The organism is Microcystis sp. T1-4, assembly GCF_000297435.1.
Taxonomy (GTDB): Bacteria; Cyanobacteriota; Cyanobacteriia; order Cyanobacteriales; family Microcystaceae; genus Microcystis.
This window is the reverse complement of sequence record NZ_CAIP01000429.1, coordinates 1-16,763: the sequence shown is the minus strand read 5'-3', so window position 1 is coordinate 16,763 and position 16,763 is coordinate 1. Positions and strand designations below refer to the sequence as shown.

The 16,763-nt window shown below is 39.3% G+C and carries 7 protein-coding genes; 1 reads left to right on the top strand and 6 read right to left on the bottom strand.

From position 1 onward, the window contains the following. Positions 1-60 precede the first annotated feature (60 nt). From MICAI_RS21415 to MICAI_RS21390, 5 genes are all read right to left on the bottom strand, one after another. A complete protein-coding gene (locus MICAI_RS21415; RefSeq protein ID WP_008206993.1) occupies positions 61-2,994 on the bottom strand; it encodes an amino acid adenylation domain-containing protein in 2,934 nt (977 codons plus the stop codon). Positions 2,995-3,210: 216 nt separating this feature from the next. Further along, complete coding sequence (locus MICAI_RS27460; protein ID WP_008206991.1) at positions 3,211-8,310, bottom strand: type I polyketide synthase; 5,100 nt, start codon at positions 8,308-8,310, stop codon at positions 3,211-3,213. Positions 8,311-8,387: 77 nt separating this feature from the next. Beyond that, positions 8,388-13,121 carry a type I polyketide synthase gene (locus MICAI_RS21400; RefSeq protein ID WP_008206989.1) on the bottom strand — a complete coding sequence of 1,578 codons (4,734 nt, stop codon included), beginning with the start codon at positions 13,119-13,121 and terminating at the stop codon, positions 8,388-8,390. 113 nt (positions 13,122-13,234) lie between these two features. Continuing rightward, positions 13,235-15,034 (bottom strand): NAD(P)/FAD-dependent oxidoreductase, encoded by a 1,800-nt coding sequence (locus MICAI_RS21395; RefSeq protein WP_008206987.1) that lies wholly within the window; start codon positions 15,032-15,034, stop codon positions 13,235-13,237. Between the two features lie 62 nt (positions 15,035-15,096). Further along, the gene (locus MICAI_RS21390; RefSeq protein ID WP_008206984.1) at positions 15,097-15,360 is read right to left on the bottom strand and encodes an acyl carrier protein; all 264 of its coding nucleotides are present in this window, start codon (positions 15,358-15,360) and stop codon (positions 15,097-15,099) included. Positions 15,361-15,644: 284 nt separating this feature from the next. On the opposite strand from MICAI_RS21390, the gene MICAI_RS21385 reads away from it, so the two are divergent. Continuing rightward, a complete protein-coding gene (locus MICAI_RS21385) occupies positions 15,645-16,163 on the top strand; it encodes a hypothetical protein (protein ID WP_008206982.1) in 519 nt (172 codons plus the stop codon). Positions 16,164-16,263: 100 nt separating this feature from the next. On the opposite strand, the gene MICAI_RS21380 is transcribed toward MICAI_RS21385, so the two are convergent. Then, a partial coding sequence (locus MICAI_RS21380) for a helix-turn-helix domain-containing protein (RefSeq protein WP_039900677.1) occupies positions 16,264-16,763 on the bottom strand: 500 nt, incomplete at its 5' end.

The following is a 16,763-nucleotide window of genomic DNA, read 5'->3' as shown; positions in this document are numbered from 1 at the left end:
CTAGGAGAGTTCTGCCACTGAGTCAATGCCACTGGCTGCTTGACACCCCCCCCTGAACGGTTACGAATCAGCAACGTCAATAGGCTCTAATTCCTCAAGAAGAATGAGATAATCTTGTCCGATTTTTTGAATGGTCGTAGGAAGATGGAAATTACGAGAATATTCAATTCTTATCTCTAACTGACCATCTATGATTAGGAAAAAGAATTCAATCAATGTGGTACGTTTTTGATCCGGTGGCGATAAACGACAATCGCGCTCGCCATAAACAAACTCAAACAAGTCAGAGAGAGGAACAGAACGATTTCCCAGATAATTAGCCCGTACTGAGGTTAAATTACTATCAGGATAGAGATATTCAGGTAAAGACTCACCGATCCAATCATAAGTTACGCCATTCATTGGTAAGCTTTCAAACTGCTCATTGATGGTACTGATAGTTTTTTCCCAAGTCGTAGAAGTGGATAAATTAATGCCTATGGGAAAATTTACAGCATAATTGCCCATACTTTCCATAAAAGGCTGACCTTCGCCTAAATCTCGCCCATGACTACGATGACTGATAACCACCTGTTGGCGTTGACTCCAATCACCTAATAAACGGTATAAAGGAGCAAGGAGAATAGGATAAAAGTTAGACTGATAATAAGCCTTGCCTTGGCTTAATAACTGTTTAGTTTGCGCTTTACTTAGGACAAATCGCTCACTTTCGGCAGAAGCTTCAATATTTGGGCCTTTGACATGATCGACGGGGACTTCAAAGCGACCCTCTGCATCGGGAAATTGTTCCTTCCAATAATTCAAGTGTTCGTTCATTGTTCCTTTTTTCTCCTCATCCCTCAAGACTTGTACAAAATCTAAGTAAGACTGAGGATTAGGGTTAGAAAAAGTCGGCTCACTTCCTACCAATAATTGATGATAGGCACTCCAAAGTTCCTTAAACAAGATGGTTGCACTTAACATATCGGCAATGATGTGGTGAGCGATCATCGTAATATCGTAGCAATAGGGACTAACTTTAACCACAAGAGTGGCAGTGAGTGGCCAACGGTCAATCTGGATTGTTTTAGCTAAATCTGACATTTGAGCTTTGATTTTAGCATTACGTTCTGCTTCTGTTAAGTGGCTTCCATCCCAATAATTTGCTAGGATAGGTTGAGGATCATTGATCAGGTATTGCTGCCATTTACCTTGATTTTGTAGGCAAACCGTCCGAAAAGCTTCATGACGTTGCACCAAAAGATTAGCAGCTTGATTGAAAATATCAAGATTCAAAGACTGATGATAGAGAAAACGAGTATAACCCAACCATTGATAGGGAGGTTCAAAATAGTTGACTAACCAACTTTGTGCCGGTCCAAGGGGTATAAGAGAAGGAGTAGGGGGAGCAGCGGGAGCAGCGGGAGCAGGAAGTAATTCGGCGGCTAATGCTTTACGGTCTAACTTTCCGTTATGATTCTTAGCAAGTTGTGGAAACCAAGCGAATCGTTGAGGAATCATGTAATGGGGGAGTTTCTGCTCTAAATGTGCTTTGAGAACTCGGTTTTTGATTTTATCCCCCGATAAACAAGCAATTAATCGTTTTTGTCCTTCGCCGTAATCAATAGCTAAAACGGCGGACTCCCGTACGTTGGGATGAGTGGTTAAGATGCTCTCAATTTCCCCTAGTTCAATGCGAAAACCCCGAATTTTGACCATATTATCGATACGTCCATGATATTCCAGCGTACCATCGGGTAATTCCTTGACTAGATCGCCTGTCCGATAAATATAGTCGCCAGAGACATCAGAAAAAGGATTAGAACAGAACGCTTTAGCGGTTTTTTCAGTATCTTTGAGGTATCCTAACGCTAATTGTACGCCACCAAGCCAAAGTTCTCCCATTTCCCCTTGTTTAACAAGTTGCATCTGATCATCCAACACTTTGAGATAGACATTATCGATCGCTTTTCCGATGGGAATTTGGCTGCTGGTGCGTTCGTCAGGACGTTCTGTAATAATATGGTAAGTCACATCAATTGAGGCTTCTGTCGGTCCATAAAGATTGGCTAAACCTGTCTTTAATCCATAACAATCAAGCCATTTTTGGATAAAAGACATGGGTAAGGCTTCCCCACTAAAGATTAACCAGCGTAAATCAGGAAATGTCCAAGATTCGTTTTCAATCGCACTGATAAATTCCCCAAAGAGGGAGGGAACAAAGTGCATTACATTAATTTTAGTCTTTTTAATCCATGCAGCAAATTGCCAAGGATTTAAGACTACTTCGCGTTTGACGGGACATATTGTTGCACCTTCCATTAACGTCCAGAAAATTTCCCATACGGAAATATCGAAGCAAAAAGAGGTGCGTTGTGCCACGCGGTCGCCTGTTTTCAGGGAAAATGTCTTTTGCATCCATTCTAGACGATTCATATAACCGCGATGGTTTAACATTACCCCTTTTGGCCGTCCTGTTGAGCCAGAGGTATAAAGAATTACCATTAAATCCTCAGGACGATTACAAAGATTTATGGATTCTTTACTGTGTTTTTGCCAGATAGAAGTGGTAATCTGAGTTAAATCATTAATTTTGTTTAATCTTTCTCCTTCATCTAAAAAGAGGACGGTTTGCAAGGGTAAAGGTTCTGTCACACAAGAAATTAACTGTTCACTTACCTGATGTTCGGTAAGTAAAATCTCGATAGTGGCATGATCAAGAATATAACGCAATCTTTCGACGGGATAATCGGGATCTAAGGGTACATAACAGCCCCCTGCTTTAAGAATTCCTAAAATACCAATGATCATGCGCGGATTTCGTTCCGTCATAATTCCTACTCTGGTATTGGGGTTAACACCTTGAGTCTGTAAATAAGCAGCAACTTGATTAGAAAGATGGTCTAATTGTTGATAAGTTAGGGGACAAGTCTCATCTAAAACAGCGATCGCATCAGGGGTTAATTGTGCTTGTTTAATAATTTTATAGTAGGGAATTTCGGGGGAAAAGGCCATAAGAATAATCCTCTATTAGATGTTAGGTGGTAGGGGCGCAAGGCTTGCGCCCATTGGTCTTTTAAAAGGTAGCCATTAAGGACTGATTACGAACCTTCGCTGGTTGAGTTATAGCCGTACAAAAACGTTCAAGATATCATAAATATTTGTGGATTCTTACCTAGGTAAGAATGACATATTTTTGTTCGTCCTAAACTTGATTTGTAGGGCTATATTTTACGCATAGCTGTTGAGTATTGAAGGTTGAGATGGGGCTAAAATAACCGCCATTTCTTGCAAGGTACGACAATTTAAAAGGTCTTGGCGATATTGTTTGCCATAAATCCCTTCTAGCTTGGTAACAAGGCGAATGCGTTCTAAAGAATCTAGTCCTAAATCTGCCTCCAAATCATCACTTATTTCGTCTTCTTCAATTGTCCAATGACAAATTTCGGAAGTTATTTGTCGTAGCATTTCTTCAATCTCTGTATTAAGAGCAATAGATGAAGGATGATAAATAATAACTTGATCCTGGACGGGTAAATTGGCTAGTTCTTCAATTTGGCTGACATAGGCTGTCATTAATTGATCTATTAGCAATAAGTCAAAGTGATGGTAATCGTAACTTGCAAATAAATGAAGACGATTATTAAAGATTTCTTGCAAAATATCAATTGTTCCAGTGGCGTTCATTCCTCCTGCTTGATAGTCAGTAATTGATAGAGTATCATACCGAGTTTGCAGGTGAGTTTGTCCCGTATAAGGAAGGTATAAATTAGACTTTAAAGCCTCCTGTATCAAATAAAGACTATGGGGGGGGATTTTACCATTTTCTAGGGTAATATTATCTCGAAAAATTGTTCCCATTTGACGAGTTTGCGCCCGATCTAAACCAGTGCCAATATGTTGTTGTACAATTTGCTGAATTTGGCTTAAAAAGGTCGGCCAATCTTGATCAGATTGAGGTTTAGCAAAAGTTAATGCCAGATTTTGAGCAAAACTACTAACCACACCTGTTGCATCTACTTCGGGGTAAATTCGTCCACTGGTGGGAATCGAAATTACGATGTTTTCAGCTTTTGAATCTAGTTGTGACATAGTTTTTATAAATGCACCTAATAATAGTGCATTCATCGGGACTCGCCATTGACGGGTTTTGTCGATTAATTGAGAGGTAGTTTCTGCTGAAAGTACATACTTTTGGTTGTAAAAGAGAGGATGATTTTGAGCATTTTTTTGCTGTTTAGGTTGCCAACGATAGGACATTCCAGACACAGCATTATTGTATTCTGCTAAAGCTCGATCTTCCTCAATATCTTGCCAATCGTTCATTAATTGAACCTGTTTTCGATAATCTTCTACAGTCAATGTAGGGGGAAGATTTGGCGTTTCTTTAGCAACTAGAGCGCGGTAAATTTCCAAGAATTCTCGCATCATGACATGGTTACTTAAACCATCTGAAATTAAGTGTTCATTCCCTAAAAATAATTGATGAATTTGATCAGATAATTTAAGAACAGAAAATCCATGCAACGGCCATTGCGTTAAGGACCAGTTATAGTTTAACCAATGATAGATTTCTTCTTCAATTTTTTCCCCTTGTTCCTCAGGAGTTAAAGTGGTGAAATCTTTAACAAGAATTTCAGGAGGAATCGGATTTTCTAGCACTTCTAATTGATACTCTGCAAAGCAGGCGGCATCTTCTGGAATCTGAAATTGCGCCCGTAACATGGGATGTCGATTAATTAACAGTTTCCATGCTTGTTGAGCAATATTTAAGTCAAATTCTCCTGCGATTTTAACCTTAGTAAATAAACTATTAGAATTGAGACTCCAATAACTCATTAACAAGGGAATTTGACTATGGAGAATAGGAACCAGATTCGAGGATTGTGTTTTGAGGTTTTTGGTTTGTGGTTTAGGGTTCGATATTTGAGGTTTCGGGGATGAAGTATGAGATTGAAGAAGGGTTAATAATTCCTGAAGATTGGAGACTTGCATTAAATGGCGTAGGGAAAAGGTTTCACTAAATTGACTACGTTGTTCTTCAGGAATTAATGACAGTAAACCGTTCATTAGTTGGGTCATCATAATAGAATCTAACCCTAAATCTGCTTCCAAGGAAACATTCAAACTCAATTGCTGAGGATTTAAACCCGTAATTTTACTTATTAAGGCAATTAATTGACTTTCTAGGCTTTCTGCTTGATTGTCTTCTTCTAATTGTTGCCAATCGGCAAGAATCGTTAATAATTCCTGAAGATTAGAGACTTGCATTAAATGGCGTAGGGAAAAGGTTTCACTAAATTGACTACGATTTTCTTCAGGAATTAATGATAGTAACCCATTCATTAATTGGGTCATCATAATAGAATCTAACCCTAAATCTGCTTCCAAGGAAACATTCAAACTCAATTGCTGAGGATTTAAACCCGTAATTTTACTTATTAAGGCAATTAATTGACTTTCTAAGCTTTCAGCCTTGATTTTGTTTTGTTTTTGGGTTGGGCGCAAGCCAGGCACCCCTAAAGTTTCTGTTTCTTGACTTTGGTGTAAGTCTTGCCCTTCTACGGTTTCTGTCCCTTGGGTTGGGCGTAAACCAGGCGCCTCTACGGTTAACCAGTAGGGTTGTTTTTGGAAAGCATAAGTAGGTAAAGGAAGACGAAGACGAGCATAATCTTTATCAAAGCCATTCCAATCAATATTAACCCCAGAAACGGCTAATTTCGCCACACTTTGTAATAAAATTTGCCAATCATCCTGTCCTCGTTGTAGGGAAGATAACCACAGATAATCAGGGTTTGCTAGGGTTTTTTGACCCAATCTCGTTAAAATCGGATGAGAGCCGATTTCAATAAATAGATTATAACCTTGGCTGGCTAAGGTTTCTATTGCCGGGGCAAATTGGACGCATTGACGCACTTGTTGACACCAATAGTCCTCTGTTACTGCTTGGCTGATTTCTTCACCTGTGACGGTGGAAATCCAATCTAATTGGGGTGTTTTATAGGTAATTTTACCAGCGATCACTTTAAATTCCCCTAATATCGGTTGCATCATCCCGGAATGAAAAGCATGAGATACCTTAAGCAGACGCACTTCAATGCTTTGTGATTCTAAATCTGCTTTAATCTGATTAATCGCTTCCTTATCACCCGAAATAACAATATTTTCCGAACTATTGATAGTTGCAATCTCAACTTGATCCCCATAAGGAGAAATAACAGATTTTACTGTTTCAATAGGGGCAAATATGGCTGCCATTGCGCCTTTTTGGGGTAAAGACTGCATTAAGCGTCCTCTTTCGGCAATTAACTTGATTCCCTCTTCGAGAGAATAAACCCCTGCAACACAAGCGGACACATATTCCCCCACACTATGACCTAAAACCCCATCAGGTTTAATGCCCCAAGACTGCCATAATTTATATAATGCGTATTCAATGGCGAATAGGGCGGGTTGAGTATAAGCAGTTTGGTCTAATAAGCTAGAATCACTGTATAAAACCTCTAATAAGGACTTTTCTAGGTAAGGTTGCAATAAGCGATCGCATTCCTCTAAGGCATGACGAAAGGTGGGTTGAGTTTCATACAGTTGTCGTCCCATGTCTGCATACTGAGAACCTTGTCCTGTAAACAAGAAAGCAATCTTATTTTGACGACTTTTTGCAACTGCTTGGCTGAAAACATTCAAACAAGGTTGTTTTTGCGTAAATGCTGTTAAAGAGTCCTTGGCTTCAAGGGTTGATTTTGCCAAAATTGCCAGACGATGGTTAAATTGTCCTCGTCCCGTGTTGGCACTAAAAGCTAAGTCTGCTAGGTTTAATTGAGGATTTTTCTCTAAATAGTTGACCCATTTTTGCGCTAAATCATCTAAAGCATCGTCGCTTTTCGCTGATAGAGTGAGTAAATGAGCAGGACGATCCACTTCAGAGGGATTAAAGCTTAATTGAGGCGGTTCTTCGATGATAATGTGGGCATTTGTGCCACTTAATCCAAATGCACTAATTCCAGCCCTTCTAGGTTCTTCTGTTCGCTGCCAAGGCAGAGAAGAGGTAGGAATTTTGAGAGCGGTTGCGGCAGCCGCTAAATCAGGATTAAGTTCTTTAAAATGAAGATGGGGGGGGATTTCTTGATTTTTTAGCGATAAAATGACTTTTAATAGGCTGGCCATCCCTGCTGCAATTTCTAGGTGGCCGATATTCGTTTTTACTGAACCTACCATTAAGGGGTTATCAGTGGAACGATCTTTGCATAGTACATTGTTAATCCCCCGCACTTCAATAGGGTCGCCTAACGCTGTTCCTGTCCCGTGTGCTTCTAAATAGCTAATTTGTTCGGGTTTTACTTTTGCATTCTCCAATGCTTGACGAATAACTGCCATTTGGGCCGCTCCATTGGGAACCGTTAAACCACTACTGGGGCCATCTTGATTGACCGCCGAGCCTCTAATTACCCCTAAAATGTTATCTCCATCGCTTATAGCATCAGAAAAGCGTTTTAAGACCACTATTCCACAGCCTTCCCCTCTCACATAGCCATTTGCATCTTTATCAAAGGTTTTACAACGACCATCAGGGGACAAAGCGCGGGTTTTAGAAAGATATAACGTCACCTCCGGGGATAACATTAAACTAACTCCCCCTGCTAAAGCTAAATTTGACTCTCTATTGCGTAAGCTTTGACAAGCCAGATGTACCGTGACTAAAGAGCTAGAACAGGCGGTATCAATGGCTAAACTGGGTCCTTGTAGCCCTAAAAAATAGGATAAGCGACCTGAAGCGAAACAAAACGCATTTCCTGATCCCGTATAGGCATCAATGGGAATTTGTTGCTTAATTTGCCGTTTTGCGTAATCATCCAAGCCAATGCCCACAAATACGCCTGTTTGCGTCCCTGTCAGCTTCTGAGGTGCAATTCCAGCATTTTCTAACGCTTCCCAACTTACCTCTAATAATAATCGTTGTTGAGGGTCTAGTGCGATCGCCTCCCGGGGAGTCATCCCGAAAAATTGCGGATCAAATTGATCCACTGCGTCAATAAACCCGCCATAACGAGCATAAGTTTTGTTAGGAAGATCGGGATTTTCGTCATAATAAGCCTCCGCATCCCATCTTTGGCTAGGAACAGGGACAATTACTTCTTTTCCCCTTGATAATAGCTCCCAAAACGCCTCTGGACTATTTGCACCCCCTGGAAAACGACACCCCATGCCAATAATAGCGATCGGTTCATTTTTTTGCCGTTCTAAGGCTTCAATCTTGTTACGAGCTTCTTTAAGCGCAATAATTGCTTTTTGTAACGGCGTTAATTCTGTTTTCTGGTGATGAGACTCCATGATGTTAAAATACTCCTTAGATGTTAGGTGTGAGGTGTTAGTTATTCAGATAACTGATAACCGTTCACTGTTCACTGTTAAAGTAATGCTTCTAATTCCGCCAATTCTCGCTCCATTAGGGCTTCTGTTTCTGCTTGTGACAGCAACTCCAATTCAGCAAGCACTTGGTTAAGTTCTACAGCATCAGTTGACCCTATTTCCGAAGAAACCTCAGAATTCTCAGAATTTAATTCCCAAGCAAAAACTTCTTGCACAAAATACCGTGCTACATCACCAATAGTCGGATACTCAAAAGCAAAAGTAGAAGGTAAAGTGACAGAAAAGAGGGATTCTAGACGATTTTTGAGTTCTACCGAGATTAAAGAGTCCATTCCCATCTCAAAAAAACCTTGATCAGTGTCGGGCAAGCTGGATCGACGAATTCCTAAGATTTGCGCCACTTCTTGCTGTAAACGAGTGGTTAAGAGGGTGACTCGTCGGTGGGGAGGGGTTTCTTGGAGAGTTCGAGGGAAATTCTCGACCGTTTGCCCAAAATTATCCTGATCTTGCTTGAATAACGCTTCTAAGAAAGCCACCCGTCCTTTTGCTGCAACAATCGTTTTAAACTTAGACCAATCAATCTCTGCTACCATGGTTTGAGTAACATCATGGTTAATCAGATAATCTAAGGTGTCTAAGGCTAAATTGGGTTGTAATGGATTGATTCCCAGGCGTTTTAAGCCTTCTTCATAGCCTTGCGTGGCCATTCCCCCTTTAGCCCAAGGTCCCCAGTTAATGCTTAACCCTGTGAGTCCAGACTCCCGACGGTAGTGCATTAAACCATCTAAGAAATGGTTGGCAGCGGCATAGTGAATTTGACCTCGTGATCCGATTAAAGCAGACATGGAAGAGAAACAAACAAAGAAATCTAAGGATAAATCTTGAGAAAGTTGGTGTAAATTCCACGCCCCTGCTGCTTTAGGATTAAATACGCTCTCAAAACAATCGAAATCCATCTTGTCAATGGTGCGATCGCTTAAAACCCCTGCCGCATGAATAATACCCTGTAAGGGAGGACAATTTTCTTGAATTTGGTGAAAAAGTTGACGGGTTTGTTGATAATCACTAACATCAGCGGCAATTACTTGAATAGTAGCCCCTTTATCCTCTAAAGCTTTGATTTTTACCTGTTTATCCCTTGAATGGTCAGCTAAGGCTCGCCGACTGGTTAAGATTAAATGATTGGCACCTTTTTCAATTAACCAATCTGTTAAACTTAATCCTAAAGAGCCTAAGCCCCCAGTAATGAGATAACTGGCTTCTGTCTTCTTAAAATTGATGTTTGAGCTTTTTATTGCTTTATTAGGTACTAAACGGGCAACATATCGTTGATGATCCCGAAAAGCGATGCGATCTTCTCCTAGATTTTCTGTTATTTCAGCAATAATTGCTTGAGACGATGGTTGTTTTTCTTCTAAATCAATCAATCCTCCCCATAAATTGGGATATTCAAGGGCAATAACTTGACCCATTCCCCATAAGGAAGTTTGCGCTATTTTAAGCGGTTTAACAGCATCATTCACCGATTGTGCTTGTTGTGTTATGACCCAAAGTTTAGGGGGTTCTTTAGTTTTAAATTGAGCTAAAGCTTGTGTTAGATACAATAAACTGGCATAAGAACGAGTTTGAGAGGTTTGGGAGTTAATATCGCTGTCTAACCCCCATAAATAGACCACTTTGGTGATCGGTTCAGTTATATCTTGTAACAACCGTTGAAAATCCTTAACATTATTAGGATTAATTTGATAATGACCTGACACAAACTTCTGATAAGTTTGACCAGAAGACACCAAAATATAAGCATCATTTAGCGTTGTTGCTAAGGCTTTACCGACTCCTTGATTATCATTAAAAATTAACCACCGTTCTCCTTGACAATGCTTATTTTTTAAGTTTAAAGGACTGAGTTGCCATTGCACTTGATAACAGTTTTTACTCACATCCTGTAGGATAGGCATCTTGCCTGCTATTGTTGCATCTTCTCCCACCAATAACTTTAATAATTGGGGTAAAAATTGCTTGACTTCTGGTGATAATTGATCACTTTTATTTAACTGTTCTGTTAGTTGTTCAGTTTTGCCTTCAACTAATAGATTAAGTAAACTAGAAGCAGAAGAAACAGACTTAAATCGAGGTTTATCATCACTGACCCAATAAGATTCATGTTGCCAAGGATAAAGCGGTAACTTAACAAACTGACAATTTTCGGGATATAATTTTTCCCAATTAATCGAGTGTCCCCAAGTGTAGAGCTTTCCTAAAGAATTTAATAGCGTTCCCCGTTCAGAATGTTCTCGTCTTAGAGAGGGTAAAACAAATCCCTCAGTATCTTGTTCTCGCAAGCTACTCTTAATATATCCCAATAAAACAGGATGGGGGCTGATTTCAACAAAGATAGTATGACGAGATTTAATCATTGCTTCAATAGCAGGGTTAAAACGTACCGTCTGACGCATATTTTGTCCCCAATAAGCGGCATTAAATAATGTCCCCTCTTGTTGATCACCTGTTACGGTTGAGAAAATTGGTATGGTGCTTTTTTGAGGCTTAAGATATCCTAATTTTTTAACTAACTTATCCGCAAAGTCAGTCATTTGTTGACTATGAAAAGCATAATTAACAGGGAGTTCTTTGGAGAAAATATCAGGATGGTTTTGGGACAATTCAGCAATTAATTGATTGATCGATTGAGACTCCCCAGATACAACCGTTGAATAGGGACTATTAATGGCAGCAATTTCTAATTTACTTTCCCAAGCAGCTATTAAGTTTTCTACCTGATTAACAGGTAATTCAATCGCAAGCATTTTTCCATTTCCTGTTGCTTGCTGCATCAACTGTCCGCGCTGACAAATCAAATGAATAGCTTCATCAAGAGTTAGAATTCCCGCAAAATGGGCCGCTGCAACTTCTCCCAAGCTGTGACCAACTACAGATTTAGGATTAATCCCCCAAGATTGCCATAATTTAGCTAATCCAACTTGTAAAGCGAATAAAGCAGGTTGAGAAACTTCTGTTTCTTGTAAACGAGAGAGAGCTTCAGACGCATTAAATTCCGCTAATAATGACCAGTTAGCATACTTTTGAATCAAAGTATCACATTGTTCAATAACAGAGCGAAAAACGGGTTCTGTTGCTAATAATTCTCGTCCCATTGCCCACCATTGAGGTCCTTGGCCAGAAAAGACAAAAGCAATGTTTGTTTTACGTTTTGAAGGCTTAGATTGAGTCGATAAATCAATCATTTCTAACTCTTTTAAACCCTTCAATAATTCTTCAGGAGAATGAACCACAACCGCCTGACGATGAGCATGATGAGTCCGTCTTAAACCAGCACTATAGCAAAGATTCTGGACAAATTCAGGAGTTAAAGCTTGATCTTTCAGGAAATCTTCATAATTTTGAGCTAAATCTCTGACCGCTTCGTGACTATGGGCAGATAAAGGAAGTAAATGAGGGAAAGTTAAGGCAATTGGTTCTGGGTGAGATAAATTAGCTTCTTCCAAGATAAGATGAGCGTTTGTTCCCGAAAATCCAAAAGAACTAATTCCCACCTTGGCGGATGCTTCCGGTTGTGGCCAGGTAATTAAAGATGATTGAAGCTTAAGGGGTAACTTATCAAAGGGAATATAAGGATTCGGCTTGTTAAAATGCAGACTGGGCGGAATTTGCTTGTTTTTTAGGGAAAGTGCCATCTTAATCACACTGGCAATTCCTGCCGCTGCTTCGAGATGTCCTATATTACTTTTTACCGATCCCACCAAACAAGGATTATCCTTGTCTCGTCCTTCTTCTAACACAGATCCCAAGGCTATCGCTTCGATGGGATCGCCTAAAGATGTTCCAGTCCCGTGCAATTCCACATAATTAAGCTCTTTTGGCTCAATTTCGGCATTTTTCAAGGCTGATCGAATCAAGCTTTCTTGTGCCGGTCCATAAGGAACCGTTAACCCCTTGCTGCGTCCATCATGATTAATAGCAGTTCCTCTAATTAACGCATAAATGGAATCCTTATCTGCGATCGCTTGAGCCAACGGTTTGAGAATAATACAACCGACTCCCTCACTTCGCACATATCCATTGGCGCTTTCATCAAAGGTTTTGCAACGTCCATCAGGAGACAAGGCTTTCAATTTGCTTAACGCAATATTACCAATAGGGGATAAAATCAGGTTAACTCCTGCTGCGATCGCCATTGAAGACTCATCATTCCATAAACTTTGACAAGCGAGATGCACTGCGACCAAAGAGGAAGAACAAGCCGTATCTACCGCTAAACTAGGACCTTTTAAGTTAAAAAGATAGGAAAGACGACCGGCTGCGATATTTGTGCAGTTTCCTGTTAAATCATAGCCCTGGGGTTGGTGGCTATATCCTGCATGAATGCGACTATAATCGTTTGTGGCAATTCCCACAAATACACCTGTTTTCGATCCTGCCAATTGTTCCCGTGCTATTCCGGCATCTTCAATGGCTTCCCAAGCTACTTCTAAGAGTAAGCGTTGCTGAGGGTCCATTAATAAGGCTTCTCTAGGAGAAATCCCGAAAAAATTAGGATCAAAACCATCAACTTGCGATAAAAATCCCCCATGACGAGAATTCATTTTCCCCTGTGTTTCGGGATTCTCATCATAATATTCATTAATATTCCAGCGCTCCTTAGGAATTTCGGTGATTCCGTCAATTCCCTTTGATAATAATTGCCAGAATTCATGAGGATTATTCGCTTTAGGAAAACGACAGCCAATACCAATAATTGCAATAGGTTTCATAGTTGAGATATCCGTAATTAATAGACAGTAATTGCGTAGGGTTAAAGGGAAAAGATGCTATCTTGTGATTTTTGATGTTATCTTTTACCTATGCCTAAGTGATTAACCCAAATTTAGACAATAATAGGTATTTTTTCGGGCGATCTTTTCACTTCTTCTTTTAGCCAAGAATTCAGTTGAGGACGATAACGATAGTGGGTAAATTCTTGACGCATTTGTTCAATTTGGCTATTATCAGAAAGCTTACGAGTCAAATATTTATAGACCATTTCCGTAATGGCAGATTGAACTGCGCCATTAAGATGTCCAAACAGATAGGACAGATTTTTGGGATTGAGAAAAGCTGAAAAACCAAATCCTTTCCAGAGGAACTTTGCATACCAAACTGCTGTATAAAAACTGGTCGCTTTAATTCCAGCGAAAACATTGCACCGTCTTGGTTCAAATTTAGTGTTTTCGATAAAGTCATCGAAGTGTTTGAGGGTATGATAACCCCAGATTAATTGATCAGTACGATGAGCATCCATAAAACCAATATTTTTATTCTGCTCAACTAATTGGTTAAATTGTTCATAGAGATGATGCCAATATCCTTTTATATCCGCTTGAACTTTTGGCACATAACGGGAAATAAAGCCAGTATCTAAATGCCATTTGCCGACATAAAGGGGAATTTGAATCCCAAACCACCACATATATTCGGCATAAATACGCCAACTCATGATACTAGCATGACCTAATTGTTTATCATGGTGTTCAATGAGATGATTATTCAATCGAGTATAGGTAAGGTTAAAGTCATTGTAAGCAGCCCGTTTTTCTTCTGTATCCGCTTCTCCTGCAAGTTGAGAACGAATAATTTCCGTGATACTTTCAATCGCAAAAGCGATCATACTTGTTCCCAAAGAGTAAAAGGGATCAAAAATACAAGCAGCATCTCCAACTACATACCAATTATCTTGAGAAAACATCGTTTTGCTAGTATGGGAAACTCTAGGAAGATAATGAAAATCGACATTTTCGCCAGAGGTAACTAAGCGATAAAGTAGATTGTGATTGGCTTTTAGGAAAGCATAAAACTTCTCTTGAGTGTTAATTTGACCGTTGGCAATAACACTGCGATGTTGAGCAATTCCAATAGAGATTTCTTGGGAGTCTTTTTCTGTGGGAATCATCCATAACCAATGACCATGACCAAACCAATGATTGGTAGCATAATAATGGCTACAAGTTGCTCCATAAGGGTCATAACCATCATGAAAAATGGTGCGATCTATATTTTTAACCCGTACCCAAGCCGATCCCGTATCAACTCCAAATAAATTATCTGCACCTACAATAACGTTATCAGTTTTATGGCCAATAATAAACTTACGTCCTGCTGCATCAACAAGGTGTTTTGCTCTCAGTTCGTGATAATTTCCGTCAATCATTTTAACTTTGACGGTGTGCATCTCATCAGTAGGAGTAATGTCCACATCAACCACACGGCCTTGATAGAAACTTGCTCCCATTTTCTTATTCATTTTGAGCAAATCCCGTTCAAACTTTGCCCGATTCATTTGAAACGTGCCAAGGGGAAATTGTCGATTCGCCCAAATGTGATAATAATCATCAATGGTGTCAGTTTTATCTGCATCTTTTGCCCAATGAAAATTAAGAGCATATTTAGGGGGATGATTTTCGATCATATACTCATATAGTCCCAATTCTTTGCAAACAAATAAGGTGGCAATTTCCACCATTGATTCGCCAATTTTGAGGTCTTTATCGGTTCTTTCTTCGGGACGAGGATCGATCAGTGCAATTTTAATGTTGGGAACATTTAGAAGTAAGTGTCTTGCTTGACAGACTCCCGCAAAACCTGCTCCCATAATCACAACATCATACTCATTAGTGTTAGTAGCAACCATTGGTCAAATTCTCCTAAAATGTGATGAGGAATAGAGTGAATGAGAAAGAATACAAGAAAAAGTTAAAGATATAATTCCCCTAATCTGGTTGCTAATTCAGCAATGGTGGGATAGTTAAAAATGACCACAGGATTTAATTCCTTTCCGAGCCATTTTTCTAAGCGTCCTAATAAAACTAACGCTTTTCGTGAGTCGAGTTCATAATTATCAAAAGGTTCTTCAATATCAATGTCATCAAGGTCAACATCGAGTTGTTGAGCAAACTGATCAACGAGCCAGTTTTGAATGTCTTCAACGGTACAAGGAGATTGAACAGTCGTCATCATGGGTTAAGTTCCTTTAACGTGAAAAAAGTGTTATAGCAAACTAAGATTGCTTAACTTATATTCCTAGTTTATTCCTCTACCCATTGATCAGCCATGTTTTATTTTTCGTCAAAACTGGATTTTTTTTATTCCTATTTTTTATATTCAAATTTAGTACATTTTTACCATACAAAAATCATTGAAAAAGCTAACAGACAATACAAAATATTATCCATTAAATTTAAACTCCTTTTTCGTACAATAAAAGGTAACAAAATCAAGTTGCTAGTTACTAGGTAAAAATTATGATAGATACTCATGTTCTTAACCCATCTGTTACAGAGATTTCTTCCACTGCTCAACCGATTAAAACCACCCATAAATCTCCGCAAATGCTGCAAGAATCCCTAACTTCAGCCGTTGTACGCCTTGAAACAGAACTGCAAGATAAGCTAGAAAAACTGTTATCTAAACAGGAGTATCAACTGTTGGAAGTTGGTGAGAAGATTAATGCCTTGACACAGGAATTAGAGCAAGCAATTTCTGAATTTCTCCAAATTGCCCAACAAGCAAATAAAACCTGTAGTTCTCTCCAGTTTTTAGGTAAATCTGTTCAACAAAAACCTAATAATTTACCCAATAAAGGAAGCAAAGATACCGTTAGAGTGGTTTATAGTCATGCCGCCAAATTACCGCTTCCTGTGGTAGAAAAATATGGCTTAGGGTTTATTCTAAAAGATAAAATGGTTGATTTATCCCAACTAGGTATTACCCTTTCACTCTCTCGTCAATCTCCTTCTTTTCCTGCCATCAAACAGGGATAATTTAAGTACTAATAAGGTGGGCAATGCCCACCTCAATCATGATTATGTAAGGTGTAAAGTTTAAATACTTAGAAGCTAAAACCTAAAACTCAGCCATCATTTAAGCTACTTGAGTTTGATATTTTTCTCGCCAACGTTTAGGAGATACTTTATGTAACTGACTAAAGCGACGGGAAAAATAATAGGGGTCAGTAAACCCAACGGTGGCGGCAATTTTGGTAATTGACTCATGGGTTTTCAGTAACAAGGATTGGGCTTCTAGCATTCTTCGTTCCACAATCCAATGAATAATCGTTTTACCGGTGCGACGCTTAACTAAATTGGTTAAATAAGCAGGAGAATAACCAGCCGATCCAGCCACATCATTGAGGGTAATAGGTTGACTATAATTTGCCTCAATAAACTCAAAAACAGTTTTTAATTGAGAACTATCAGGGTAGAAAGAAGCCAAAGAATCAAAGAAATTCGGTTGAGGGTTAGAAGAACGCTGTATCAACGATTGAGGAGCTTGTTTTGAGTTAACAGAAGGATGAATTCTGCAAGCGTAGCCATCTTTTTCAGATTCTAGAAAATTTAAAGAACGAGCTACTATGCTTATAT